We start from the raw sequence: 21,647 nt of genomic DNA, 5'->3' as shown, positions 1-21,647 counted from the left end.
TCCTTCTACTCACGTTCTTTAACCACTACTCCAATGTGACTACTTCTTTTTATAATTGGGTATGCCATTCCTTTTGCTTTCGGTCTATATCTTTTCATTCTAGGTCCATCATTCGCAAAAGCTTTATAGACATAAAGATCTTCTCTATCTAAATTAAAGTTGTTTTCAGCATTAGCAATTGCAGATCTTAGCACCTTCTCAAGAATTCTAGCACCTTTTTTTGGTGTAAACATAAGAATTGAAAGAGCTTCATCTACTTGCTTCCCTCTAATTTCATCACATATGAAATGTACCTTACGAGGTGAAATCCTCACATATTTAGCTATAGCTCTAGCTTCCACTTAAATTCCCTCCTTCACTTTCTATCTAACACCGGATGATTTTTCATTCTTGTCAATGTGACTTCTAAATGTCCTTGTTACAACAAATTCACCTAATTTATGTCCTACCATATCTTCTGTTATATAAATTGGAACATGTTTTCTTCCATCATGTACTGCAATTGTATGACCAACCATTTCCGGGAATATAGTTGAACGGCGAGACCAAGTTTTAATGACTTTTTTATCATTCGCTTTATTTAATTCTTCAATCTTTTTTAGTAGATGATCATCAATAAAAGGTCCTTTTTTTACAGATCTACCCATAATTTTTCCCTCCTTCAGGCTTTAAATTATTAGTTCTTAGTCCTTCTTCTTACGATATATTTATCAGATTTTTTATTCTTCTTCCTAGTCTTAAGTCCCAAAGCCGGTTTCCCCCATGGAGTTAATGGTGCAGGCATACCAACAGGGGCTCTACCTTCTCCACCTCCGTGTGGATGGTCTACAGGGTTCATTGCACTACCTCTAACAGTAGGTCTAATTCCCATATGTCTTGTTCTTCCAGCCTTACCTATAGTTATATTCTCATGTGTAATGTTTCCAACTTGGCCTATCGTTGCACGGCACTCTACGCTTATAAGCCTGAATTCCCCTGAAGGAAGTCTAAGCTGTGCAAATTTACCTTCTTTAGCCATAAGTTGTGCTTCAGCTCCGGCTGATCTAACTAATTGAGCACCTTTTCCAGGTTTTAATTCAATATTATGAACTGTAGTTCCAACCGGGATGTCTTTTAATTTTAAAGTGTTCCCTATTTTAATATCAGCATTTTCGCCTGATTCAATAACATCTCCAACTTTAATTCCGTTTGGTGCAAGAATATATCTTTTTTCACCGTCTGCATAGAATATAAGTGCAATATTTGCAGTTCTATTTGGATCATATTCAATAGCTGCAACTCGACCAGGAATACCGTCTTTATCTCTTTTAAAATCTATAATCCTATATTTCCTCTTAGCTCCGCCACCTCTATGACGTATAGTTATTCTCCCTTGAGAGTTTCTTCCTCCACTTCTGTTTAAATTAACTAATAGAGACTTCTCGGGTTCAGTTTTTGTTATTTCTTCAAATGTTGAAACCGTCATCTGTCTTAGGGCAGGGGAAGTAGGTCTAAATTTTCTAACGCTCATTATTTTCCCTCCTTCTATGATGCTTTTTATTGCATTCCTTCAAAGAATTCAATCCTTTTAGAATCCTCTGTTAATTTTACAATGGCCTTCTTCCAGCTTGGTCTTCTTCCGCTGTTCATTCCTTGCCTTTTTACTTTACCAAGCATATTCATTGTATTTACCTTATCTACCTTAACTCCAAATATACTTTCTATAGCTCTTTTTATTTCAGATTTATTCGCTCTTTTATCAACAGCAAAAGTATATTTGCCCGATTCCATATCTTCCATACTTTTTTCAGTAATTATCGGTTTAATGATAATATCGTGCGGAATACGCATTATGCATACACCTCCTCCACTTTTCTTACTGCATCTTTAGTGATTATAAATGAATTGTATTTTAATATATCATATACATTCAATGTATTAACAAGAGTTGTTTGTACATTTGGAATATTACTTGCTGATTTTATTACATTCACATCTTTAGCATCCAAAACTATAAGAGCCTTTTTATCAGCATTTAGCTTATTCAATACTTTAACCATCTCTTTAGTTTTAGGAGCATCAAATTTCAATTCATCAACAACGATTATTTCGTTTTCTTGAACCTTCGAAGTTAGTGCGGATTTCATAGCAAGTCTCCTTACCTTTTTAGGCACGCGATAGCTATAATCCCTTGGCTTTGGCGCAAAGGCAACTCCTCCACCCGTCCATTGAGGAGAATTTATACTTCCTTGACGAGCTCTACCTGTACCTTTTTGTCTCCAAGGTTTTCTTCCTCCACCTTTTACTTCGGCTCTGGTTTTAGCAGATTGTGTTCCTTGCCTTTTATTTGCAAGTTGGTTTTTAACAACTTCATACACTACATGTTCGTTTATTTCAACGCCAAACACATTTTCACTTAATTCAATTTCTTCAACTTGTTCCCCTAACATGTTATAAACATTTACTTTAGGCATTTTTAATCCTCCCTTCTGTAGGTATTATTACTTTTTAACTGTAGCTTTTATAGATACAAGCCCTTTTTTAGGTCCCGGAATAGCGCCTTTAATTAGAAGTAAATTCTTATCTGCATCTACACGAACAACTTGTAAGTTTTGAACTGTAACTCTTTCATTACCCATTCTTCCCATCATTCTGTGCCCTTTAAATACTCTTCCCGGATATGTTCCTGCTGATAATCCACCTGGTCTCCTGTGGAATTTAGATCCATGAGACATCCTGCCTCTACCAAACCCATGTCTCTTTACAACGCCGGCTGTACCTTTGCCCTTTGAAGTACCGGTAACGTCTACCATATCTCCTTCAGCAAATACGTCAGCTTTGATTTCTTGACCTATTTGGAAATCATCTATATTATCTACACGGATTTCTCTTAAGAATTTTTTATATCCAACATTAGACTTATCAAAGTGTCCTTTTTTAGGTTTATTTACTCTGATTGCCTTAACATCAGTAAACCCTACTTGTATTGCATTATAGCCGTCTTTATCTATAGTTTTCTTTTGCACAACATATAATGGCCCTGATTCTACTACAGATACAGGAATCACCGTTCCATCTTCGGTAAAGATTTGAGTCATTCCTATCTTTATTCCTAACATATTCTTCATCGTTGCACCTCCTATTATTTTACAGCGGATTACCCTCGGTAATCATATAAAGTAATTATGACTTTATCTCTATATCTACGCCTGCCGGTAAATTCAATTTCATTAATGAATCTACAGTCTTTTGATTTGGATTGAGAATGTCGATTAATCTTTTATGAGTTCTTTGTTCGAATTGTTCTCTAGAGTCTTTGTATTTATGAACTGCTCTCAGTATAGTTATAACTTCCTTCTCTGTAGGTAGTGGAACCGGACCTGAAACAGTCGCGCCTGTTCTTTTTGCAGTTTCAACAATTCTTTGAGCTGATGCATCCAGCAATTCATGATCATAAGCCTTCAACCTGATTCTTATTTTTTGTTTCTTGTTTGACATATAATTCCCTCCTTCTATCGCATGCTTTATTCCTACTAAATACATGCGACTATAGACGCCGATACACCCATCCGGGTGTGTTGTATTTTTTTTAAAAGAAAAATACATGAGTCTTAGCCGCCCGATTTTAAATCGGACATTCTCCGCAAAAATTCCCCTCGCACTCAATCCGATAAACAAGCCTTAATTACGAGGCCACCTTTTGCTTCATCGCATGTCGTAAATTACACTAGTATAGTTTACACTAAACAATTTTAAAATACAAGCTTTTTTACTTAAATAATTGAAAATTATTTAAGTAATTCACAGTTCACAGTTCACAGTTCACAATTAAAAAACGATGAGAGCTAAGATCTATGATCCATCTTATGCAGAATAATCACTGCTATTGTCATCCTATGGTACCTGAGCATAAATTGAAAGATCTCTACCGAGCAAATCTAAAGATCTCTATTATTGATATTCTAAAATACTATGGGATTCTTCTCTAGCGTTCAGAATGACACCTTCGGTGTTATTCGCTATTCACTGTTAGTTATTCACTATGTTTTTACCTTTTACCTATTACCTATTACTTATCTTTTTTTGTTTTTCAACTCTTCACTCTTAGTTCTTAACTCTTCACTGTCTTTTCAATTGTGAATTGATAAAAAAAAGGAGGTCCCCCTCCCCTTTCTTATTCAATTATCTTTGTTACTACTCCTGATCCTACTGTCCTTCCACCTTCTCGTATTGAAAACCTTAAGCCTTCTTCTATTGCTATCGGTGTGATCAGTTCTATAGTAAATTTTGCATTATCTCCCGGCATTACCATCTCTACGCCTTCTTCTAATCTTATGTCTCCTGTTACGTCGGTTGTTCTAAAATAGAATTGTGGTCTATAACCGTTAAAGAATGGTGTATGTCTTCCTCCCTCTTCTTTTGTTAGTACATATACTTCTGCTTCGTATTTTGTATGAGGGTGGATTGATTTCGGTTTCGCTAATACTTGACCTCTTTCTATTTCATTCCTTTGTACTCCTCTTAGCAATACTCCTATGTTGTCTCCTGCTTGCGCTTCGTCTAGGAGTTTCCTAAACATTTCTACTCCTGTTATTACTACTGTTCTTGCTTCGTCGGCTAATCCTACGATTTCTACCGAATCTCCTGATTTTACTACTCCTCTTTCTACTCTTCCTGTTGCTACTGTTCCTCTTCCTGTGATTGAAAATACGTCTTCTACTGGCATTAGGAACGGTTTGTCTGTGTCTCTTTTTGGTTCCGGTATATATTCGTCTACTTCGTCCATTAGTTCTACTATTTTGTCTCCCCATGGTCCGTCTGGATCTTCTAATGCTTTTAATGCTGATCCTACTACGATTGGTGTATTGTCTCCGTCAAAGTCATATTCTGATAGCAGTTCTCTTACTTCCATTTCTACTAGTTCAATTAATTCTGGGTCATCTACTTGATCTTCTTTGTTTAAGAATACTACTATCTTTGGTACTCCTACGTTTCTTGATAATAGAATATGTTCTCTTGTTTGCGGCATTGGTCCGTCTGCTGCTGATACTACTAGGATTGCTCCATCCATTTGTGCTGCTCCTGTTATCATGTTCTTTACATAGTCAGCATGTCCCGGACAGTCTACGTGTGCATAGTGACGTTTTGCTGTTTCATATTCTACGTGAGATGTGGATATTGTTATTCCTCTTTCTCTTTCTTCAGGTGCTTTGTCTATATGTGCATAGTCTATAAATTCACCTGTTCCAAATCTCTTGTTCAATACCAATGTGATTGCTGCTGTAAGTGTTGTCTTACCATGGTCTACGTGTCCTATGGTTCCTATGTTTACATGAGGTTTAGTTCTTTCAAATTTTGCTTTTCCCATCTTTATATCCTCCTTAAAAAAGACTATTTATTTCCAATTACCTTTTCCGCAATTGCTTTAGGCACTGGTTCATAATGATTAAATTGCATGGAATATACCCCTCTGCCTTGGGTATTTGAACGAAGGTCGGTTGCATAGCCAAACATCTCTGCTAAAGGAACTAAAGCATCCACAACTTGTGCTCCGCTTCTCAATTCCATTCCATCAATCCTTCCTCTTCTTGAGTTGATATCTCCAATTACATCTCCCATATATTCTTCAGGTATAATAACTTCAACTTTCATCACAGGTTCTAATAGCACCGGATTTGCTCTTCTAATAGCATCCCTAACAGCCATTGAACCTGCAATTTTAAATGCCATTTCCGAAGAGTCTACCTCATGATAAGATCCGTCAAATAGAGTTACTTTAACATCTAATACCGGATAACCACCGAGTATACCTGCTTGGAGAGCATCTTGAATTCCACGATCTACAGCTCCGATGTATTCTTTTGGAATTGCACCGCCAACTATAGCATTGACAAATTCGTAACCTCCACCGGATTCTTGAGGCTCTATTCTCAACTTAACATGACCATACTGCCCACGTCCACCGGATTGTCTTACATATTTTGCTTCTGCTTCAGCTTTATCCGTAATTGATTCTTTATATGCTACCTGTGGGCTGCCTACATTTGCTTCAACTTTGAATTCTCTTAGAAGCCTATCAACGATAATTTCAAGGTGAAGTTCACCCATCCCTGCGATTATTGTTTGACCCGTTTCCACATCAGTATATGTCCTAAATGTTGGGTCTTCTTCTGAAAGTTTAGCAAGTGCAGTTGTCATTTTGTCTTGACTTGCTTTTGTTTTTGGTTCTATTGCAACATGAATTACAGGTTCCGGAAATTCCATAGTTTCTAAAACTATAGGTTTATCTTCAGCACATAGTGTATCTCCTGTACTTGTATCTTTAAGTCCTACTGCAGCTGCAATATCTCCTGCATAAGCTTCTTCAACTTCTTCCCTCTTGTTAGCATGCATTAATAGAATTCTACCAATTCTTTCTTTTTTCCTCTTTATAGGATTTAGAATATAACTTCCTGACTTTAATGTTCCAGAATATACTCTAAAATATGCAAGTTTCCCAACATAAGGGTCTGTAACTATTTTGAAAGCTAATGCTGAAAACGGCTCATCATCCGATGAATGTCGTTCTTCTTCCTCTTCAGAGTCTAGACCAATCCCAATAACGGGCGGAATATCTAATGGCGAAGGCAAATAATCAATAATCGCATCCAACAACGGCTGAACTCCTTTGTTTTTATAAGAAGAGCCACATAAGACCGGTACAACTTTTGCTTTAATACAAGCAGTTCTTATACCTCTAATTATTTCATCAGTTGTTAACTCTTCACCTTCTAGATATTTCATCATTAATTCTTCATCATGCTCTGATATTTCCTCAATTAACTTTTCTCTATGTTCCAAAGCTAATTGTTCTAATTCTTTTGGTATATCAGTTATTTCAATTTTTTCTCCTAAGTCGTCTTTATAAACTTCGGCTTTCATATTAATCAAATCAACAATCCCTCGGAAAGAATCTTCTTTACCTATAGGTAATTGCACAGGGATTGGATTGGCTTTAAGTCTAGTCCTAATCATTTCAATTGTTCTAAAGAAATCTGCACCAACAATGTCCATCTTATTAACAAAAGCTAAACGTGGAACATGATATTTATCAGCTTGTCTCCAAACGGTCTCGGATTGAGGTTCAACTCCTCCTTTAGCACAGAAAACAGCTACAGCTCCGTCAAGAACTCTTAAAGATCTCTCAACTTCTACTGTGAAATCCACGTGCCCTGGTGTATCTATAATGTTAATTCTATGATTTTTCCACATACAAGTTGTAGCAGCAGAAGTGATTGTTATACCTCTTTCTTGCTCTTGCTCCATCCAGTCCATTTGGGCTGCCCCTTCATGGGTTTCGCCTAATTTGTGTATTTTACCAGTATAAAACAAAATTCTCTCTGTGGTGGTTGTCTTTCCTGCATCAATATGAGCCATTATGCCTATATTTCGTATTTTCTCTAATGAAACTTGTCTTGGCACAATTTTTCCTCCTTACTTATTGTATCTAAGTCCCCCTCCACACATAAAAATGAATATTTAATTACCATCTGTAGTGTGCGAAAGCCTTATTAGCTTCTGCCATCTTATGTGTATCTTCTCTTTTCTTAACGCTTGAACCTAAACCATTAGATGCGTCAATTATTTCTTTAGCTAATCTTTCAACCATAGTTTTTTCTCCTCTGGCTCTTGAATAATTTACTAGCCAACGAAGTCCTAAGGTTTCCCTTCTATCTGGTCTAACTTCAATCGGAACCTGATAGGTTGCTCCGCCAATACGTCTAGCCTTAACTTCTAGTACAGGCATAATATTGTTCAATGCTTTATAAAATACTTCCAATGGATCTTCATTGGTTTTTTCTCTTATATAGTCAAAAGCTCCATAAACAATATTTTGAGCAATACCTTTTTTGCCATCAAGCATAATATTGTTAATCAATTTTGTTACTACCAAATCATTATAAATCGGATCTGGCATTACTTCTCTTTTAGGTATATGTCCTTTTCTTGGCACTTTACTTCCCTCCTTAACTATTAAAGTAGATTCATTGGTACTCGGTTAATAACCGTGAGTGCGCAAAATGCATCTATATCAAATAAAATTTAGCATTTCAAGCACAATTACTTCTTAACTTTTGGTTTTTTAGCACCGTATTTTGATCTGCCCTGTTGTCTTTTATCTACACCGGCAGCATCTAAGGTACCTCTTACAATATGGTATCTAACTCCAGGAAGATCTTTAACCCTACCACCTCTAATTAGAACAACACTATGTTCTTGTAGGTTGTGTCCAATTCCCGGAATATATGCAGCTACTTCTATACCGTTTGTAAGTCTTACCCTAGCAACTTTTCTAAGAGCTGAGTTTGGCTTTTTTGGAGTAACTGTTCTGACAGCTACACATACACCTCTTTTTTGTGGAGAATTTACAGTAGTTTCTTTCTTCCTCAAAGTGTTAAGGTTCACTCCTAAAGCTGGTGATTTCGATTTGTAAACAACTTTTTCTCTGCCTTTTTTTATTAACTGATTTATTGTTGGCATCAAGGCACCTCCTATCTTTATTTTAATAAAGCAGCAACTGCTGCATTTATGTCAATTCCACAAGCCTTTCCTAAATCTCTCATAGTATCAATATGGATAATTTGGACTTGTTTGTTTTTACATAGCTCAACTATTTCATCGGTTACTCTTTTTTCTGCATCGTCAGCTATATAAACTAATTCTACCTTAGATGAATTTAAAGCTCTTTTTACCTGTTTAGTACCAACTACTTTGTTGTCTCCTTTGAGTTCAGAAATCAATCTGATTCCCTCCTTTAAACATTTTAAAGATTATGTGGACTTAAAGCCCACATAATCTTTATTGTTATCAAGAGCTAACTTCAAGTTTACACACTATAACATTTTACCATTATAGAATTTCACTGTCAATATCATTCTCCTCAAGTAATTGTAAATTTTCATCTGTTTTTATAGAAACATTTTTATATCTTCTCATTCCTGTGCCTGCAGGGATTAATTTACCTATTATGACATTTTCCTTTAGCCCCAATAGATGATCTTCTTTACCCTTGATAGCAGCTTCGGTTAATACTCTTGTAGTTTCTTGGAATGAAGCAGCTGACAGGAATGAGTCTGTAGCTAAAGAAGCTTTTGTAATTCCAAGCAATGCCCTTTTCCCTACAGCAGGACTTCCGCCTTGAGCTATAGTGGATTCATTTTGTTCTTCAAAATCATGCAAGTTCGCTAAACTACCAGGTAGCATATCTGTATCTCCCGCATCCTCTACCTTAACCTTAGACAGCATCTGTTTTACTATAATTTCAATATGCTTATCATTGATATCTACACCTTGTAGTCTATATACTCTTTGCACTTCTTTCACCAAATAATTTTGTACTCCCTGAATTCCCTTAATCTTCAAGATATCATGCGGATTTACAGAGCCTTCTGTAAGTTCATCCCCAGCTTCTATTATATCACCGGGTCTTACTTTAAGCCTTGAGCCATAAACGATATTGTAAGTGACGGTTTCACCCTTATCAGATGTAATAACTACTTCTTTTTTTCTCTTATTTTCGTTTATGCTTGCTTCTCCTGCAATTTCAGAAATTATAGCTAAACCCTTTGGTTTTCTAGCTTCAAACAACTCTTCAACTCTAGGCAACCCTTGAGTAATATCTTCAGCCGCTGCAACTCCACCAGTGTGGAAAGTTCTCATTGTAAGCTGTGTTCCGGGTTCACCTATTGATTGAGCAGCTATTATTCCTACCGATTCTCCTATATTCACAGGTTGCCCGGTAGCTAAATTCTTTCCATAACAATGAGCGCAAACACCAAATTTAGCCTTACATGTTAAGACTGAACGCACTTTAACTTCATTTATCCCAACCTTCTCAATTCTTTCAGCCATTTCCTCCGAAATCATTTCATTAGCCTTGACAAGTATTTCTCCTGTCTTAGGATCCACTATATCTTCAAATGAATATCTTCCTTCTAATCTATCTTTCAAATCTTCAATTACTTCTTTACCATCTTTAAAAGCTCTAACAGTTAGATATTGATCAGTCCCGCAATCTACTTCCCTTACAATAACATCCTGACTTACGTCAACCAATCTTCTGGTCAAGTAACCGGAGTCAGCAGTTCTTAGGGCAGTATCTGCAAGTCCTTTTCTGGATCCATGAGTTGAAATAAAAAACTCAAGTACTGACAGACCTTCTCTGAAATTTGATTTGATTGGTATTTCAATTGTTCTACCTGATGCACTTGCCATGAGCCCTCTCATACCAGCCAATTGACGAATTTGATTTTTACTACCTCTGGCTCCTGAAAGTGCCATGATATAAATATTGTTCATCGGATCCAGTCCATTCATCAATGCATCAGTTACCTCGTCTGTAGTTCTATTCCAAATTTCTATTACCTTCTCATATCTTTCCTCATCGGAAATAAGTCCACGACGATATGACCTCTCGAACTTATCTACTTCCTGTTCTGCTTTATTAATTAATACTTCCTTTTCTTCAGGTACAACAACATCTTCTATAGATATTGAAATTGCACCAATTGTTGAATATTTAAATCCAGTTTCCTTTATATGGTCTAATAGCGTTGCTGTAACTATGTTCCCATGTTTTCTAAAACACTTTTCAATGATAACTCCTAAAAACTTCTTATCGACTACTCTGTCAACTTCAAGACTATATTGATCCTTGCTTCTGTCTACAAATCCCAAGTCTTGAGGTACATGTTCATTGAATATGAACCTTCCAACTGTGCTTTCAACAAGTTGACCCTTATCATCAGAAGAAAGTTGTACTCTGACTTTTACATTAGCATGAATGCCTACATCACCGTTGTAAAAAGCATGCAGCATTTCATCAAAGTCCTTAAAAATTTTTCCTTCCCCTAATTCACTGCCTCTTTCAACCGTTAAATAATAACTTCCTAATACCATATCTTGTGTCGGGGTTGTAATAGGTCTTCCATCTTTAGGAGCTAAGATATTATTTGTTGATAACATCAATAATCTAGCTTCAGCTTGCGCTTCTGTTGATAATGGCACATGCACAGCCATTTGGTCACCATCAAAGTCAGCATTGTATGCTGTACATACGAGGGGATGCAGTTTTATAGCTTTTCCTTCAACCAAGACCGGCTCAAAAGCCTGAATCCCAAGTCTATGAAGTGTAGGTGCTCTATTCAAAAGTACGGGGTGATCCTTTATAACATCATCAAGTACATCCCACACCTGTGGTTTAACGCGCTCTACCATTCTTTTTGCACTTTTAATATTATGTGCATGACCTTCTTCAACCAACTTTTTCATAACAAAAGGTTTAAATAGCTCCAGTGCCATTTTTTTAGGAAGTCCGCATTGATAGAATTTAAGCTCCGGTCCTACAACAATTACAGAACGTCCTGAATAGTCAACTCTTTTCCCAAGAAGATTTTGTCTAAACCTACCTTGTTTTCCCTTAAGCATGTCGGAAAGTGACTTTAATGGTCTATTCCCAGGTCCGGTAACCGGTCTTCCTCTTCTGCCATTATCTATAAGTGCATCCACAGCTTCTTGAAGCATTCTCTTTTCATTTCTAACTATAATATCCGGAGCACCTAAGTCCAATAATCTCTTTAATCTATTATTTCTATTTATAACCCTTCTATATAAATCATTCAAATCAGATGTTGCAAATCTTCCACCGTCCAATTGAACCATAGGTCTTAAATCCGGTGGGATAACAGGGATTACATCCAGTATCATCCATTCAGGTCTATTACCGGATTTTCTAAAAGCTTCAACTACTTCAAGCCTTCTGGTAATTCTAATTTTCTTTTGTCCCGTTGCATCTTTTAATTGCCCCTTTAAATCTATAGATTCACTTTCCAAATCAATTCTTTGTAAAAGTTCTTTTATTGCTTCTGCTCCCATCATAGCTTTAAATTGATTGTGATACTTATCATATGCATCTCTGTATTCAGCTTCAGTCAAAAGTTGCTTCTCATATAGAGACGTATTGCCCGAATCTATTACTATATACGATGCAAAATACAATACCTTTTCCAATGCTCTTGGGCTCATATCAAGAATAAGACCCATTCTTGACGGTATCCCTTTGAAATACCAAATATGCGAAACAGGAGCAGCCAATTCGATATGTCCCATTCTTTCTCTACGAACTTTAGATTTTGTGACCTCTACACCACATCGATCACATACTACGCCTTTATATCTTACCCTTTTGTATTTACCACAATGACATTCCCAGTCTTTAGTCGGTCCAAATATCTTTTCACAAAAGAGACCTTCTTTTTCTGGTTTTAACGTTCTATAATTTATTGTCTCCGGCTTTTTCACCTCGCCTTTTGACCATTGTCTTATTTTTTCAGGTGAAGCAAGCCCTATCTTTATTGAATCAAAATTATTTAATTCAAACAAGGAGTCTCTCTCCTTTCTATAATTTAGTAAAATATTAATCAAAATCTACATCATCAAAGTCGTCATTGTCTGTATCATCGTCATCTTCCGAGCCTTCCTCCAGTATAAATCCTGATGGAACCCCTTGGCTTATATGCTTATCAGCTTTTTTGTCTTCTTCATCGTCCTCATCTTCGAATACACTGTCTTGGGATAAATCTTCACCAATCAGCTCTAAATCCGACAAATCATCATCTAATGATTCTTTAATTTCAATTTCCCCATCATCCTCTGTCAATACCTTAACGTCCAAGGCCAAACTCTGTAATTCTTTAATCAATACTTTGAATGATTCGGGTATTCCAGGCTCCGGAATATTCTCTCCTTTTACTATAGCTTCATATGTCTTTACTCTACCCACTATATCGTCAGATTTAACTGTCAATATTTCTTGAAGTGTATGTGAAGCTCCATATGCCTCTAATGCCCAAACTTCCATCTCTCCAAACCTTTGACCTCCAAATTGTGCTTTACCTCCTAACGGTTGTTGAGTAACTAAGGAATATGGTCCTGTAGATCTTGCATGTATTTTATCGTCAACTAAATGATGAAGCTTCAGCATATACATATATCCAACGGTAACCGGATTTTTGAAATAATCACCCGTTCTTCCATCTCTAAGCTGAATCTTACCTGATTGAGGATACCCTGCTTCTTTTAATGCTTCCCATATATCCTCTTCGTTAGCTCCATCAAATACAGGAGTCGCAACGTACCACCCTAATTTTTTAGCTGCTAATCCCAAGTGGACTTCCAATACCTGCCCCAAATTCATACGAGAGGGAACCCCTAAAGGATTGAGTACAATCTGAATTGGAGTACCATCTGGCAAATACGGCATATCCTCTTCCGGAAGAATTCTGGAAATAACACCCTTATTACCATGGCGGCCACACATCTTGTCCCCAACATTTATTTTCCTCTTAGTTGCTACAAAAACTCTAACCATCTGATTTACTCCAGGTGGCAATTCATCTGAATTTTCTCTGGAATAAATCTTTACATCAAGTATTATGCCGGCTTCTCCATGAGGAACACGTAGTGAAGTATCCCTTACTTCCCTAGCCTTTTCCCCGAAAATAGCTCTTAACAGTCTTTCCTCAGCCGTGAGCTCAGTTTCACCTTTTGGCGTTACTTTGCCTACCAAAATATCCCCGGATTTAACTTCAGCGCCTATACGTATTATGCCTCTGTCATCCAAGTCCTTAAGCATGTCGTCTCCAACATTTGGTATATCTCTAGTAATTTCCTCCGGTCCAAGCTTAGTGTCTCTAGCCTCCGACTCATATTCTTCAATATGAACAGAAGTTAAAGTATCCTCCATAACCAATTTTTCATTTATTAAAATGGCATCTTCATAATTATATCCTTCCCATGTCATAAAGGCTATAAGTACGTTTTTGCCCAATGCTATTTCACCCAAATCAGTACTTGGACCGTCAGCTATTATCTGATCCGCTTCAATCTTTTCACCTTCTTTTACAATAGGTCTTTGATTGATTGTTGTACCTTGATTTGATCTTTTGAACTTAAGCAATTTATATCTATCTAGCTGATTATCTTTTTCTCTGCGAATAATTATCTCACTTGAACTAACTTTTTCCACTACCCCTGAATTTTTGGAAACAACTACTACTCCCGAATCCTTAGCGGCCTTATACTCAATACCTGTGCCTATAATAGGCGCCTCTGATTTTAGTAGCGGTACAGCTTGGCGCTGCATATTAGCTCCCATAAGCGCTCTATTGGCATCATCGTTTTCCAAAAATGGAATCATCGCTGTACCCACGGAGACTATTTGTTTTGGAGATACATCCATATAATCTACTTCCGTACTTGCGTAGATATCTGCATTACCGCCTTTACCCCTTGCCACAACCCTCTTATTTATAAACTCATTGTTTTCATTTAATCTCTCGTTAGATTGGGCAATAACAAATTCGTCTTCCACATCTGCAGTTAAATAATGAATTTCATTCGTTACTATCCCGGCTCCCTTGATTACTTTTCTATATGGAGCTTCAATAAAACCATATTCATTGATTCGCGCATAGGTTGCAAGAGAAGTTATAAGACCGATATTCGGACCTTCTGGGGTTTCTATCGGACACATTCTTCCATAGTGAGAGTTGTTAACATCTCTAACCTCAACTCCTGCCCTATCTCTGCTTAAACCTCCCGGTCCCAGCGCAGACATTCTTCTCTTATGAGTTAATTCAGCTAACGGATTTGTTTGATCCATAAATTGAGACAACTGGCTGCTACCGAAAAATTCCTTAATTGAAGCAACTACAGGTCTTATGTTTATCAGTGCTTGCGGTGTTGCAACATCAATATCTTGAATCGTCATTCTTTCCCTTACAACTCTTTCCATACGTGATAGGCCGATTCTAAATTGATTTTGCAACAGCTCCCCAACAGATCTCAAACGCCTATTGCCCAGATGATCAATATCGTCAGTCTTCCCTATTCCAAAAAATAAATTAAATTCATAATTCATACTAGCTACTATATCGTCAGTTAATATATGTTTAGGAGATAAATCTTTTACTCTCTCTTTAACAGCTTCTTTTAATTGTTCAGGATCGTCATAGAGATCTACAAGTTCTTTCAGTAAAGGATAATATATTTTTTCTTTTAAACCTAATTCTTCTAATGAAAATGGTAGATTTAACGACTCACCATTTACAAAATTGTTTCCTACAACTCGGATGCTTTTGCCATCTTCCAATAGAATATTTACAGAATTTATACCGCAATTTTCTATTTCAATAGCCTTATCCCTAGTGATCTTTTCTCCATGAGCTACAAAAAGTTCACCTGTTTCAGGATTTATTATGTCTTCAGCTGCTCTTTTTCCATAAATTCTATTATAAAGGGATAATTTTTTGTTGAATTTATATCTGCCAACCTTCGCCAAGTCATATCTTCTCGGGTCAAAAAACAAATTATTTAATAACGTTCGAGCACTATCTACAGTCGGCGGTTCACCTGGTCTAAGTCTTTTATAGATTTCAACAAGTGCTTCTTCTTCAGTAGTAGTATTATCTTTCTCAAAGGTTCTAAGCAATTGCTCAGTTTCACCTAAAACCTCAACAATCTCACTATTGGATACAATACCTAAAGCCCTAAGCAATGTCGTTATAGGTACTTTTCTTGTTCTGTCAATTCTAACATATACGATGTCATTTGAGTCAGACTCATATTCTAACCAAGCTCCTCTATTGGGTATAAGCGTTGAGAAATATAACTTCTTACCGGTTTTGTCAATCTCCTCTGCAAAATACACCCCCGGAGACCTCACCAGCTGACTGACTACAACTCTTTCTGCTCCGTTAATAATAAAAGTACCTTTGTCAGTCATCAATGGCATATCGCCCATGAAAACTTCCTGCTCTTTTACTTCACCTGTTTCCTTGTTGATTAACCTTACCTTCACTTTTAATGGTGCCGAATAATATGCATCTCTTTCTCTAGCCTCATCCTCATCATATTTTAAGTTATCCCCAATATGATAATCGACAAACTCTAGAATCAAATTTCCGGTATAATCTTGTATAGGAGAAATATCCTCAAAGACTTCCTTCAACCCTTCCTTGATAAACCACTCAAATGAAGATTTTTGAACTTCTATTAGATCAGGTAAATCAATCACCTCATCTATACGGGAATAACTCATTCTGACCCGCTTGCCTAATGTCACAGGATGTACCATAAAAAAATTCACCCCTTATTAAACTAAAATATCCAAAAGTATATACTTTTGGTAATAACATGAAAACTAAATTTACATTATTATAATATTGCCTTATATGTAATTCTTTATACAAAAAGACCATTATAATCATTATTATGCAATATATTATACTATCATATGTAAACAACCCTGTCAACGAAAATTTAAAAATTATGGAATAAAAAAAGCCTTCGTCTTACGAAAGCCTTTTTAATTTAACTATTTTACTTCTACTTGAGCTCCTACTTCTTCTAATTTAGCTTTTATTTGGTCAGCTTCGTCTTTTGAAGCACCTTCTTTAACTGCCTTTGGAGCATTGTCTACTAATTCTTTAGCTTCTTTTAATCCTAAACCTGTTAACTCTCTTACTACTTTAATAACTTTAATCTTTTCAGCGCCAACTGAAGCTAATACAACATCAAACTCAGTTTTCTCTTCAGCTGCAGGAGCTGCCGCTGCTGCTTGAGGAGCTGCTGCAACTGCCATTGGAGCTGCTGCGCTTACCCCAAATTCTTCTTCTAAAGCTTTTACTAATTCTGATAATTCTAATACTGTAAGATTTTTAACTTCTTCAATTAAATTTAATACTTTTTCACTTGCCATTTATATATCCCTCCGAAATATTTTCTTATTTTTATGCTGTTTTTTCCTTTTCTTCAGCTATTCTATTTAATACTATAGCCAAACCTCTTATTGTACCTTGTAGTACATTTGCAAATCCTTGAATTGGAGCATTTAATCCTCCAAGTGCCTGAGCAATAAGAACTTCTCTTGGTGGTAACTCAGCTAAGTTCTTGATACCATCTAAATCAATTATTTTTCCGTCTACAATACCGGCTTTGATTTCTAATTTGTCATTCGTCTTTGCAAATTCTGACGTAACTTTTGCAGCTGACACCGGATCATCGTAACTAAAAGCAATAGCTGACGGCCCTTTTAGAAATTCATTGAACTCTTCCATGCCTGCATTTTTAAATGCAAATCTCATCATTGAATTCTTATAAACTTTATACTCAACGCCGCTGTTTCTATATTGGCTTCTTAAATCGGTTAGCTGAGCTACGTTTAATCCTCTATAATCCACTAAAATAATTGATTCCGCATTATCTATCTTCTCTTTAATCTCTTCAATTATAGCACTCTTTGCTTGAAGCGTTTCATCTTTCACTGTAATTCACCTCCCGGATTTCCATAAATAAAGGTCTCTTACGTAGACATAAGAGACCCTAATTCCAATTTAATAATTAGTTTTAATCTCACCTCGGTAGGTAATTTAAACCTTTAGGTTCCTACTGTCTACGGTTCCTATTTAATTAACATAAAATATTTTAACAGTAATTATCTATAATGTCAATAAATTAATCAACTAATTTTGCCGGATTGATTTTAATTCCGGGACCCATTGTACTTGACATAACAACTGATCTTAAGTACCTGCCCTTTGATGATGCAGGTTTAGCTTTTATTAAAGCATCCATCAACGTATTAAAATTTTCGGTTAATTTTTCAGTACCAAAAGACGCTTTACCAATCATAACGTGAACTATACTCGCTTTATCTACTCTATATTCAACCTTACCTGCTTTGATTTCTTTTACTGCTTTTTCAACTTCAAAGGTTACAGTACCCGATTTTGGATTAGGCATTAATCCTTTAGGTCCAAGTATTCTACCTATTCTACCTACTACACCCATCATATCCGGAGTAGCAACTACAACATCAAAATCCATCCAACCTTCATTCTGTATCCTAGCGACCATTTCATCTGCTCCAACATAATCTGCTCCCGCTTGTTCAGCTTCTTTTTGTTTGTCGCCTTTAGCAATAACCAATACTTTTCTAGTCTTGCCGGTGCCGTGTGGTAATACTACAGCTCCCCTTACTTGTTGATCGGCATGTCTTGGATCTACTCCAAGTCTAACTGATAATTCTATAGTTTCATCAAATTTGGCTTTAGCGGTTTTTTGAACTAATTCAATAGCTTCACCTAAGTCATATAGATTATTTCTATCAACTATCTTCATACTTTCTTTATAATTTTTACCTCTTTTTGGCATTTACATTTACCTCCCTGTGGTATTAACGAAATATTCTCCCACTAAACTATCGTTCTACTTCAACTCCCATACTTCTAGCTGTCCCTGCAACCATGCTCATTGCAGCTTCAACTGAACCGGCATTTAAGTCCGGCATTTTTAATTCAGCTATTTCTTTAAGCTTTGCTTGAGATAGCTTTGCAACTTTTGTCTTATTTGGTTCTTTAGAGCCTGATTCTATTCCTACAGCCTTTTTAATCAATACCGGCACTGGCGGTGTCTTTGTAATAAAAGTAAATGATCTATCTTGATATACTGTAAGAACAACTGGTATAATCATTCCTGCTTGATCTGCAGTCTTTGCATTGAACTCCTTAGTAAATTGCATGATATTAACTCCATGTGGTCCTAATGCTGTACCTACAGGTGGCGCTGGAGTAGCTTTACCAGCTGGAATTTGTAATTTAACTAAAGCTATGACTTTTTTTGCCATAAATTCCACCTCCTATATACGTTGTGGTTTTGCGGGATAAACCCTCCCACTTAAATCTATTTAAAAAGCTAATTGCTTAATAAACTTAAATCTTTTCTACTTGCTCAAAATCTAATTCAACTAAAGTTTCTCTGCCAAACATGGAAACAAAAACTTTAACCTTCCTTTTTTCTATATTTAAGCTATCTATAGTGCCCATAAAATTCTCAAAAGGACCGGATGTTACTTTGATAACATCCTTTACCTTAAAGTCAACTGTTGGCAATACGGATTCTTGAACTCCTAAAGCCCTAACTTCTTCATTGGTAAGAGGTACTGGTTTAGATGCCGGTCCTACAAACCCTGTTACTCCTCTGGTATTTCTTACAAGATACCAAGATTCATCATTAATAATCATCTTTACAAGGACATATCCCGGAAATAGTTTTCTTTCTTTAACTTGTCTTTTGCCAGATTTTATATCCGTATATTCTTCCGTAGGCACTGCTACTTCAAATATATCATCTATCATTCCCCTGTTTTCCACCATTTTTTCAAGGTTAGCTTTAACTTTATTTTCATGCCCTGAATAAGTATGAACTACATACCATTTAGCATCTTTAGCTCTTTTTTCTCTATTTATATCCCTATCCGTCATATGCTAGGGACTTATCTCGTCCCTTCCCTCCCTTGTGTTACTTTATAAATAACGATAATATACCATGTATTCCCAGGTCTAAAAGATAAACCAATACAGCAATAACCGCGCTCATAGCAATTACTACCAGGGTATAATTAACTAATTGTTTTTTAGTTGGCCAAATTACCTTTTTCATTTCTGCTCTTACGCCTTTGAAATAAGACTTTATTTTGCCCTTATTAGCAGCTTGAGTTGCCATGATTTCACATCCTTAATCTACATTATTTTGTTTCCCTATGCGTAGTATGAGCCTTACAGAATTTACAATATTTTTTTAATTCCAATCTTTCAGTAGTATTCTTCTTATTCTTTTTAGTAGTATAATTTCTTTGTTTACAATCTGTACAAGCTAATATAACTTTATCTCTCATTAAAACACCTCCTACCAATGCATCTATATAAAATCTTATCCTATTTTCTGAGTCTCAATAACGCTACTAATATAAACTATCACAAAAATTTTTCAATGTCAATATATTTCAGTTCACAATTACTTTCAATTCACAATTCAGCAGTTCACAATTCACAATTAAAAAACGATGAGAACTAAGATCTATGATCCATCTTATGCAGAATAATCACTGCTATTGTCATCCTATGGTACCTGAGCATAAATCTAAAGATCTCTACCGAGCAAATCTAAAGATCTCTATTATTGATATTCTAAAATACTATGGGATTCTTCTCTAGCGTTCAGAATGACACCTTCGGTGTTATTCGCTATTCACTGTTAGTTATTCACTATGTTTTTACCTTTTACCTTTTACCTTCTACTTATCTTTTTTTGTTTTTCAACTCTTCACTCTTAGTTCTTAACTCTTCACTGTCTTTTCAATTGTGAATTGATAAAAAAAAGGAGGTCCCCCTCCCCTTTCTTATTCAATTATCTTTGTTACTACTCCTGATCCTACTGTCCTTCCACCTTCTCGTATTGAAAACCTTAAGCCTTCTTCTATTGCTATCGGTGTGATCAGTTCTATAGTAAATTTTGCATTATCTCCCGGCATTACCATCTCTACGCCTTCTTCTAATCTTATGTCTCCTGTTACGTCGGTTGTTCTAAAATAGAATTGTGGTCTATAACCGTTAAAGAATGGTGTATGTCTTCCTCCCTCTTCTTTTGTTAGTACATATACTTCTGCTTCGTATTTTGTATGAGGGTGGATTGATTTCGGTTTCGCTAATACTTGACCTCTTTCTATTTCATTCCTTTGTACTCCTCTTAGCAATACTCCTATGTTGTCTCCTGCTTGTGCTTCGTCTAGGAGTTTCCTAAACATTTCTACTCCTGTTATTACTACTGTTCTTGCTTCGTCGGCTAATCCTACGATTTCTACCGAATCTCCTGATTTTACTACTCCTCTTTCTACTCTTCCTGTTGCTACTGTTCCTCTTCCTGTGATTGAAAATACGTCTTCTACTGGCATTAGGAACGGTTTGTCTGTGTCTCTTTTTGGTTCCGGTATATATTCGTCTACTTCGTCCATTAGTTCTACTATTTTGTCTCCCCATGGTCCGTCTGGATCTTCTAATGCTTTTAATGCTGATCCTACTACGATTGGTGTATTGTCTCCGTCAAAGTCATATTCTGATAGCAGTTCTCTTACTTCCATTTCTACTAGTTCAATTAATTCTGGGTCATCTACTTGATCTTCTTTGTTTAAGAATACTACTATCTTTGGTACTCCTACGTTTCTTGATAATAGAATATGTTCTCTTGTTTGCGGCATTGGTCCGTCTGCTGCTGATACTACTAGGATTGCTCCATCCATTTGTGCTGCTCCTGTTATCATGTTCTTTACATAGTCAGCATGTCCCGGACAGTCTACGTGTGCATAGTGACGTTTTGCTGTTTCATATTCTACGTGAGATGTGGATATTGTTATTCCTCTTTCTCTTTCTTCAGGTGCTTTGTCTATATGTGCATAGTCTATAAATTCACCTGTTCCAAATCTCTTGTTCAATACCAATGTGATTGCTGCTGTAAGTGTTGTCTTACCATGGTCTACATGTCCTATGGTTCCTATGTTTACATGAGGTTTAGTTCTTTCAAATTTTGCTTTTCCCATCTTTATATCCTCCTTAAAAATTAATATTAGTATAAGAAAACTCATCCGGGTGTATCTTGTAGCAAGAGTTTATAAGGGTTTTGCATAAGTACAAAACCTACAAAAATTTCATCAAGGCACTCTTTGCACCTTATTATAAAATTTGAATTTGGAGCCCACGATCGGAATCGAACCGGTGACCTCTTGCTTACCATGC

At 36.3% G+C, this 21,647-nt stretch carries 22 protein-coding genes and 1 other annotated feature; all 22 genes read right to left on the bottom strand.

Annotated elements, in window-relative coordinates:
• Positions 1-5: 5 nt before the first annotated feature.
• The 22 genes from rplV to tuf (H8707_RS07725) all read right to left on the bottom strand — a co-directional run bounded on the left by rplV (position 6) and on the right by tuf (H8707_RS07725) (position 21,451).
• The gene (gene rplV, locus H8707_RS07830; RefSeq protein WP_262429584.1) at positions 6-341 is read right to left on the bottom strand and encodes a 50S ribosomal protein L22; all 336 of its coding nucleotides are present in this window, start codon (positions 339-341) and stop codon (positions 6-8) included.
• Between the two features lie 21 nt (positions 342-362).
• A complete protein-coding gene (gene rpsS / locus H8707_RS07825; protein WP_262429583.1) occupies positions 363-647 on the bottom strand; it encodes a 30S ribosomal protein S19 in 285 nt (94 codons plus the stop codon).
• A gap of 29 nt (positions 648-676) precedes the next feature.
• Positions 677-1,510, bottom strand: a complete 834-nt coding sequence (gene rplB, locus H8707_RS07820) for a 50S ribosomal protein L2 (RefSeq protein WP_262429582.1) — start codon at positions 1,508-1,510, stop codon at positions 677-679.
• A 26-nt stretch (positions 1,511-1,536) separates the two neighbouring features.
• Positions 1,537-1,830: a 50S ribosomal protein L23 gene (gene rplW / locus H8707_RS07815; RefSeq protein WP_262429581.1), complete on the bottom strand. Its 294-nt coding sequence runs from the start codon at positions 1,828-1,830 to the stop codon at positions 1,537-1,539.
• Complete coding sequence (rplD, locus tag H8707_RS07810; RefSeq protein ID WP_262429580.1) at positions 1,830-2,453, bottom strand: 50S ribosomal protein L4; 624 nt, start codon at positions 2,451-2,453, stop codon at positions 1,830-1,832. The genes rplW and rplD overlap by 1 nt, the downstream gene beginning before the upstream one ends.
• 27 nt (positions 2,454-2,480) lie before the next feature.
• Positions 2,481-3,107, bottom strand: coding sequence for a 50S ribosomal protein L3 (gene rplC / locus H8707_RS07805; protein ID WP_262429579.1), 627 nt, complete (start codon positions 3,105-3,107; stop codon positions 2,481-2,483).
• Positions 3,108-3,162: 55 nt separating this feature from the next.
• Positions 3,163-3,477 carry a 30S ribosomal protein S10 gene (gene rpsJ, locus H8707_RS07800; protein ID WP_262429578.1) on the bottom strand — a complete coding sequence of 105 codons (315 nt, stop codon included), beginning with the start codon at positions 3,475-3,477 and terminating at the stop codon, positions 3,163-3,165.
• 676 nt (positions 3,478-4,153) lie between these two features.
• Positions 4,154-5,347: an elongation factor Tu gene (gene tuf / locus H8707_RS07795; RefSeq protein WP_262429564.1), complete on the bottom strand. Its 1,194-nt coding sequence runs from the start codon at positions 5,345-5,347 to the stop codon at positions 4,154-4,156.
• 23 nt (positions 5,348-5,370) lie between these two features.
• Positions 5,371-7,440: an elongation factor G gene (gene fusA / locus H8707_RS07790; protein WP_262429577.1), complete on the bottom strand. Its 2,070-nt coding sequence runs from the start codon at positions 7,438-7,440 to the stop codon at positions 5,371-5,373.
• A gap of 61 nt (positions 7,441-7,501) precedes the next feature.
• Entirely contained in the window at positions 7,502-7,972 is a 471-nt protein-coding gene (rpsG, locus tag H8707_RS07785) for a 30S ribosomal protein S7 (protein WP_262429576.1), read from the bottom strand.
• 107 nt (positions 7,973-8,079) lie between these two features.
• On the bottom strand, positions 8,080-8,499 hold the full coding sequence (rpsL, locus tag H8707_RS07780; RefSeq protein ID WP_262429575.1) for a 30S ribosomal protein S12: 420 nt from the start codon (positions 8,497-8,499) through the stop codon (positions 8,080-8,082).
• Positions 8,500-8,516: 17 nt separating this feature from the next.
• Positions 8,517-8,759, bottom strand: coding sequence for a ribosomal L7Ae/L30e/S12e/Gadd45 family protein (locus H8707_RS07775; protein WP_262429574.1), 243 nt, complete (start codon positions 8,757-8,759; stop codon positions 8,517-8,519).
• A 109-nt stretch (positions 8,760-8,868) separates the two neighbouring features.
• Entirely contained in the window at positions 8,869-12,399 is a 3,531-nt protein-coding gene (rpoC, locus tag H8707_RS07770; RefSeq protein ID WP_262429573.1) for a DNA-directed RNA polymerase subunit beta', read from the bottom strand.
• A gap of 34 nt (positions 12,400-12,433) precedes the next feature.
• The gene (gene rpoB / locus H8707_RS07765; RefSeq protein WP_262429572.1) at positions 12,434-16,153 is read right to left on the bottom strand and encodes a DNA-directed RNA polymerase subunit beta; all 3,720 of its coding nucleotides are present in this window, start codon (positions 16,151-16,153) and stop codon (positions 12,434-12,436) included.
• A gap of 240 nt (positions 16,154-16,393) precedes the next feature.
• Positions 16,394-16,777 (bottom strand): 50S ribosomal protein L7/L12, encoded by a 384-nt coding sequence (rplL, locus tag H8707_RS07760; protein ID WP_262429571.1) that lies wholly within the window; start codon positions 16,775-16,777, stop codon positions 16,394-16,396.
• Between the two features lie 31 nt (positions 16,778-16,808).
• Positions 16,809-17,342 carry a 50S ribosomal protein L10 gene (gene rplJ / locus H8707_RS07755; protein WP_262429570.1) on the bottom strand — a complete coding sequence of 178 codons (534 nt, stop codon included), beginning with the start codon at positions 17,340-17,342 and terminating at the stop codon, positions 16,809-16,811.
• A 17-nt stretch (positions 17,343-17,359) separates the two neighbouring features.
• Positions 17,360-17,494, bottom strand: a sequence feature (ribosomal protein L10 leader region).
• A 38-nt stretch (positions 17,495-17,532) separates the two neighbouring features.
• Entirely contained in the window at positions 17,533-18,231 is a 699-nt protein-coding gene (gene rplA / locus H8707_RS07750; protein WP_262429569.1) for a 50S ribosomal protein L1, read from the bottom strand.
• Positions 18,232-18,277: 46 nt separating this feature from the next.
• A complete protein-coding gene (rplK, locus tag H8707_RS07745; RefSeq protein WP_262429568.1) occupies positions 18,278-18,703 on the bottom strand; it encodes a 50S ribosomal protein L11 in 426 nt (141 codons plus the stop codon).
• Positions 18,704-18,788: 85 nt separating this feature from the next.
• Positions 18,789-19,340 (bottom strand): transcription termination/antitermination protein NusG, encoded by a 552-nt coding sequence (gene nusG, locus H8707_RS07740; RefSeq protein WP_262429567.1) that lies wholly within the window; start codon positions 19,338-19,340, stop codon positions 18,789-18,791.
• Positions 19,341-19,377: 37 nt separating this feature from the next.
• The gene (secE, locus tag H8707_RS07735) at positions 19,378-19,581 is read right to left on the bottom strand and encodes a preprotein translocase subunit SecE (protein WP_262429566.1); all 204 of its coding nucleotides are present in this window, start codon (positions 19,579-19,581) and stop codon (positions 19,378-19,380) included.
• 22 nt (positions 19,582-19,603) lie between these two features.
• Positions 19,604-19,753 carry a 50S ribosomal protein L33 gene (gene rpmG / locus H8707_RS07730; protein WP_262429565.1) on the bottom strand — a complete coding sequence of 50 codons (150 nt, stop codon included), beginning with the start codon at positions 19,751-19,753 and terminating at the stop codon, positions 19,604-19,606.
• A gap of 504 nt (positions 19,754-20,257) precedes the next feature.
• The gene (tuf, locus tag H8707_RS07725; RefSeq protein ID WP_262429564.1) at positions 20,258-21,451 is read right to left on the bottom strand and encodes an elongation factor Tu; all 1,194 of its coding nucleotides are present in this window, start codon (positions 21,449-21,451) and stop codon (positions 20,258-20,260) included.
• Positions 21,452-21,647 lie beyond the last annotated feature (196 nt).

The sequence above is a fragment of the Paratissierella segnis genome, assembly GCF_014385195.1.
GTDB lineage: Bacteria > Bacillota > Clostridia > Tissierellales > Tissierellaceae > Paratissierella > Paratissierella segnis.
The sequence above is the reverse complement of the archived record's forward strand: the minus strand, read 5'-3'. Positions and strand labels throughout refer to the sequence as shown.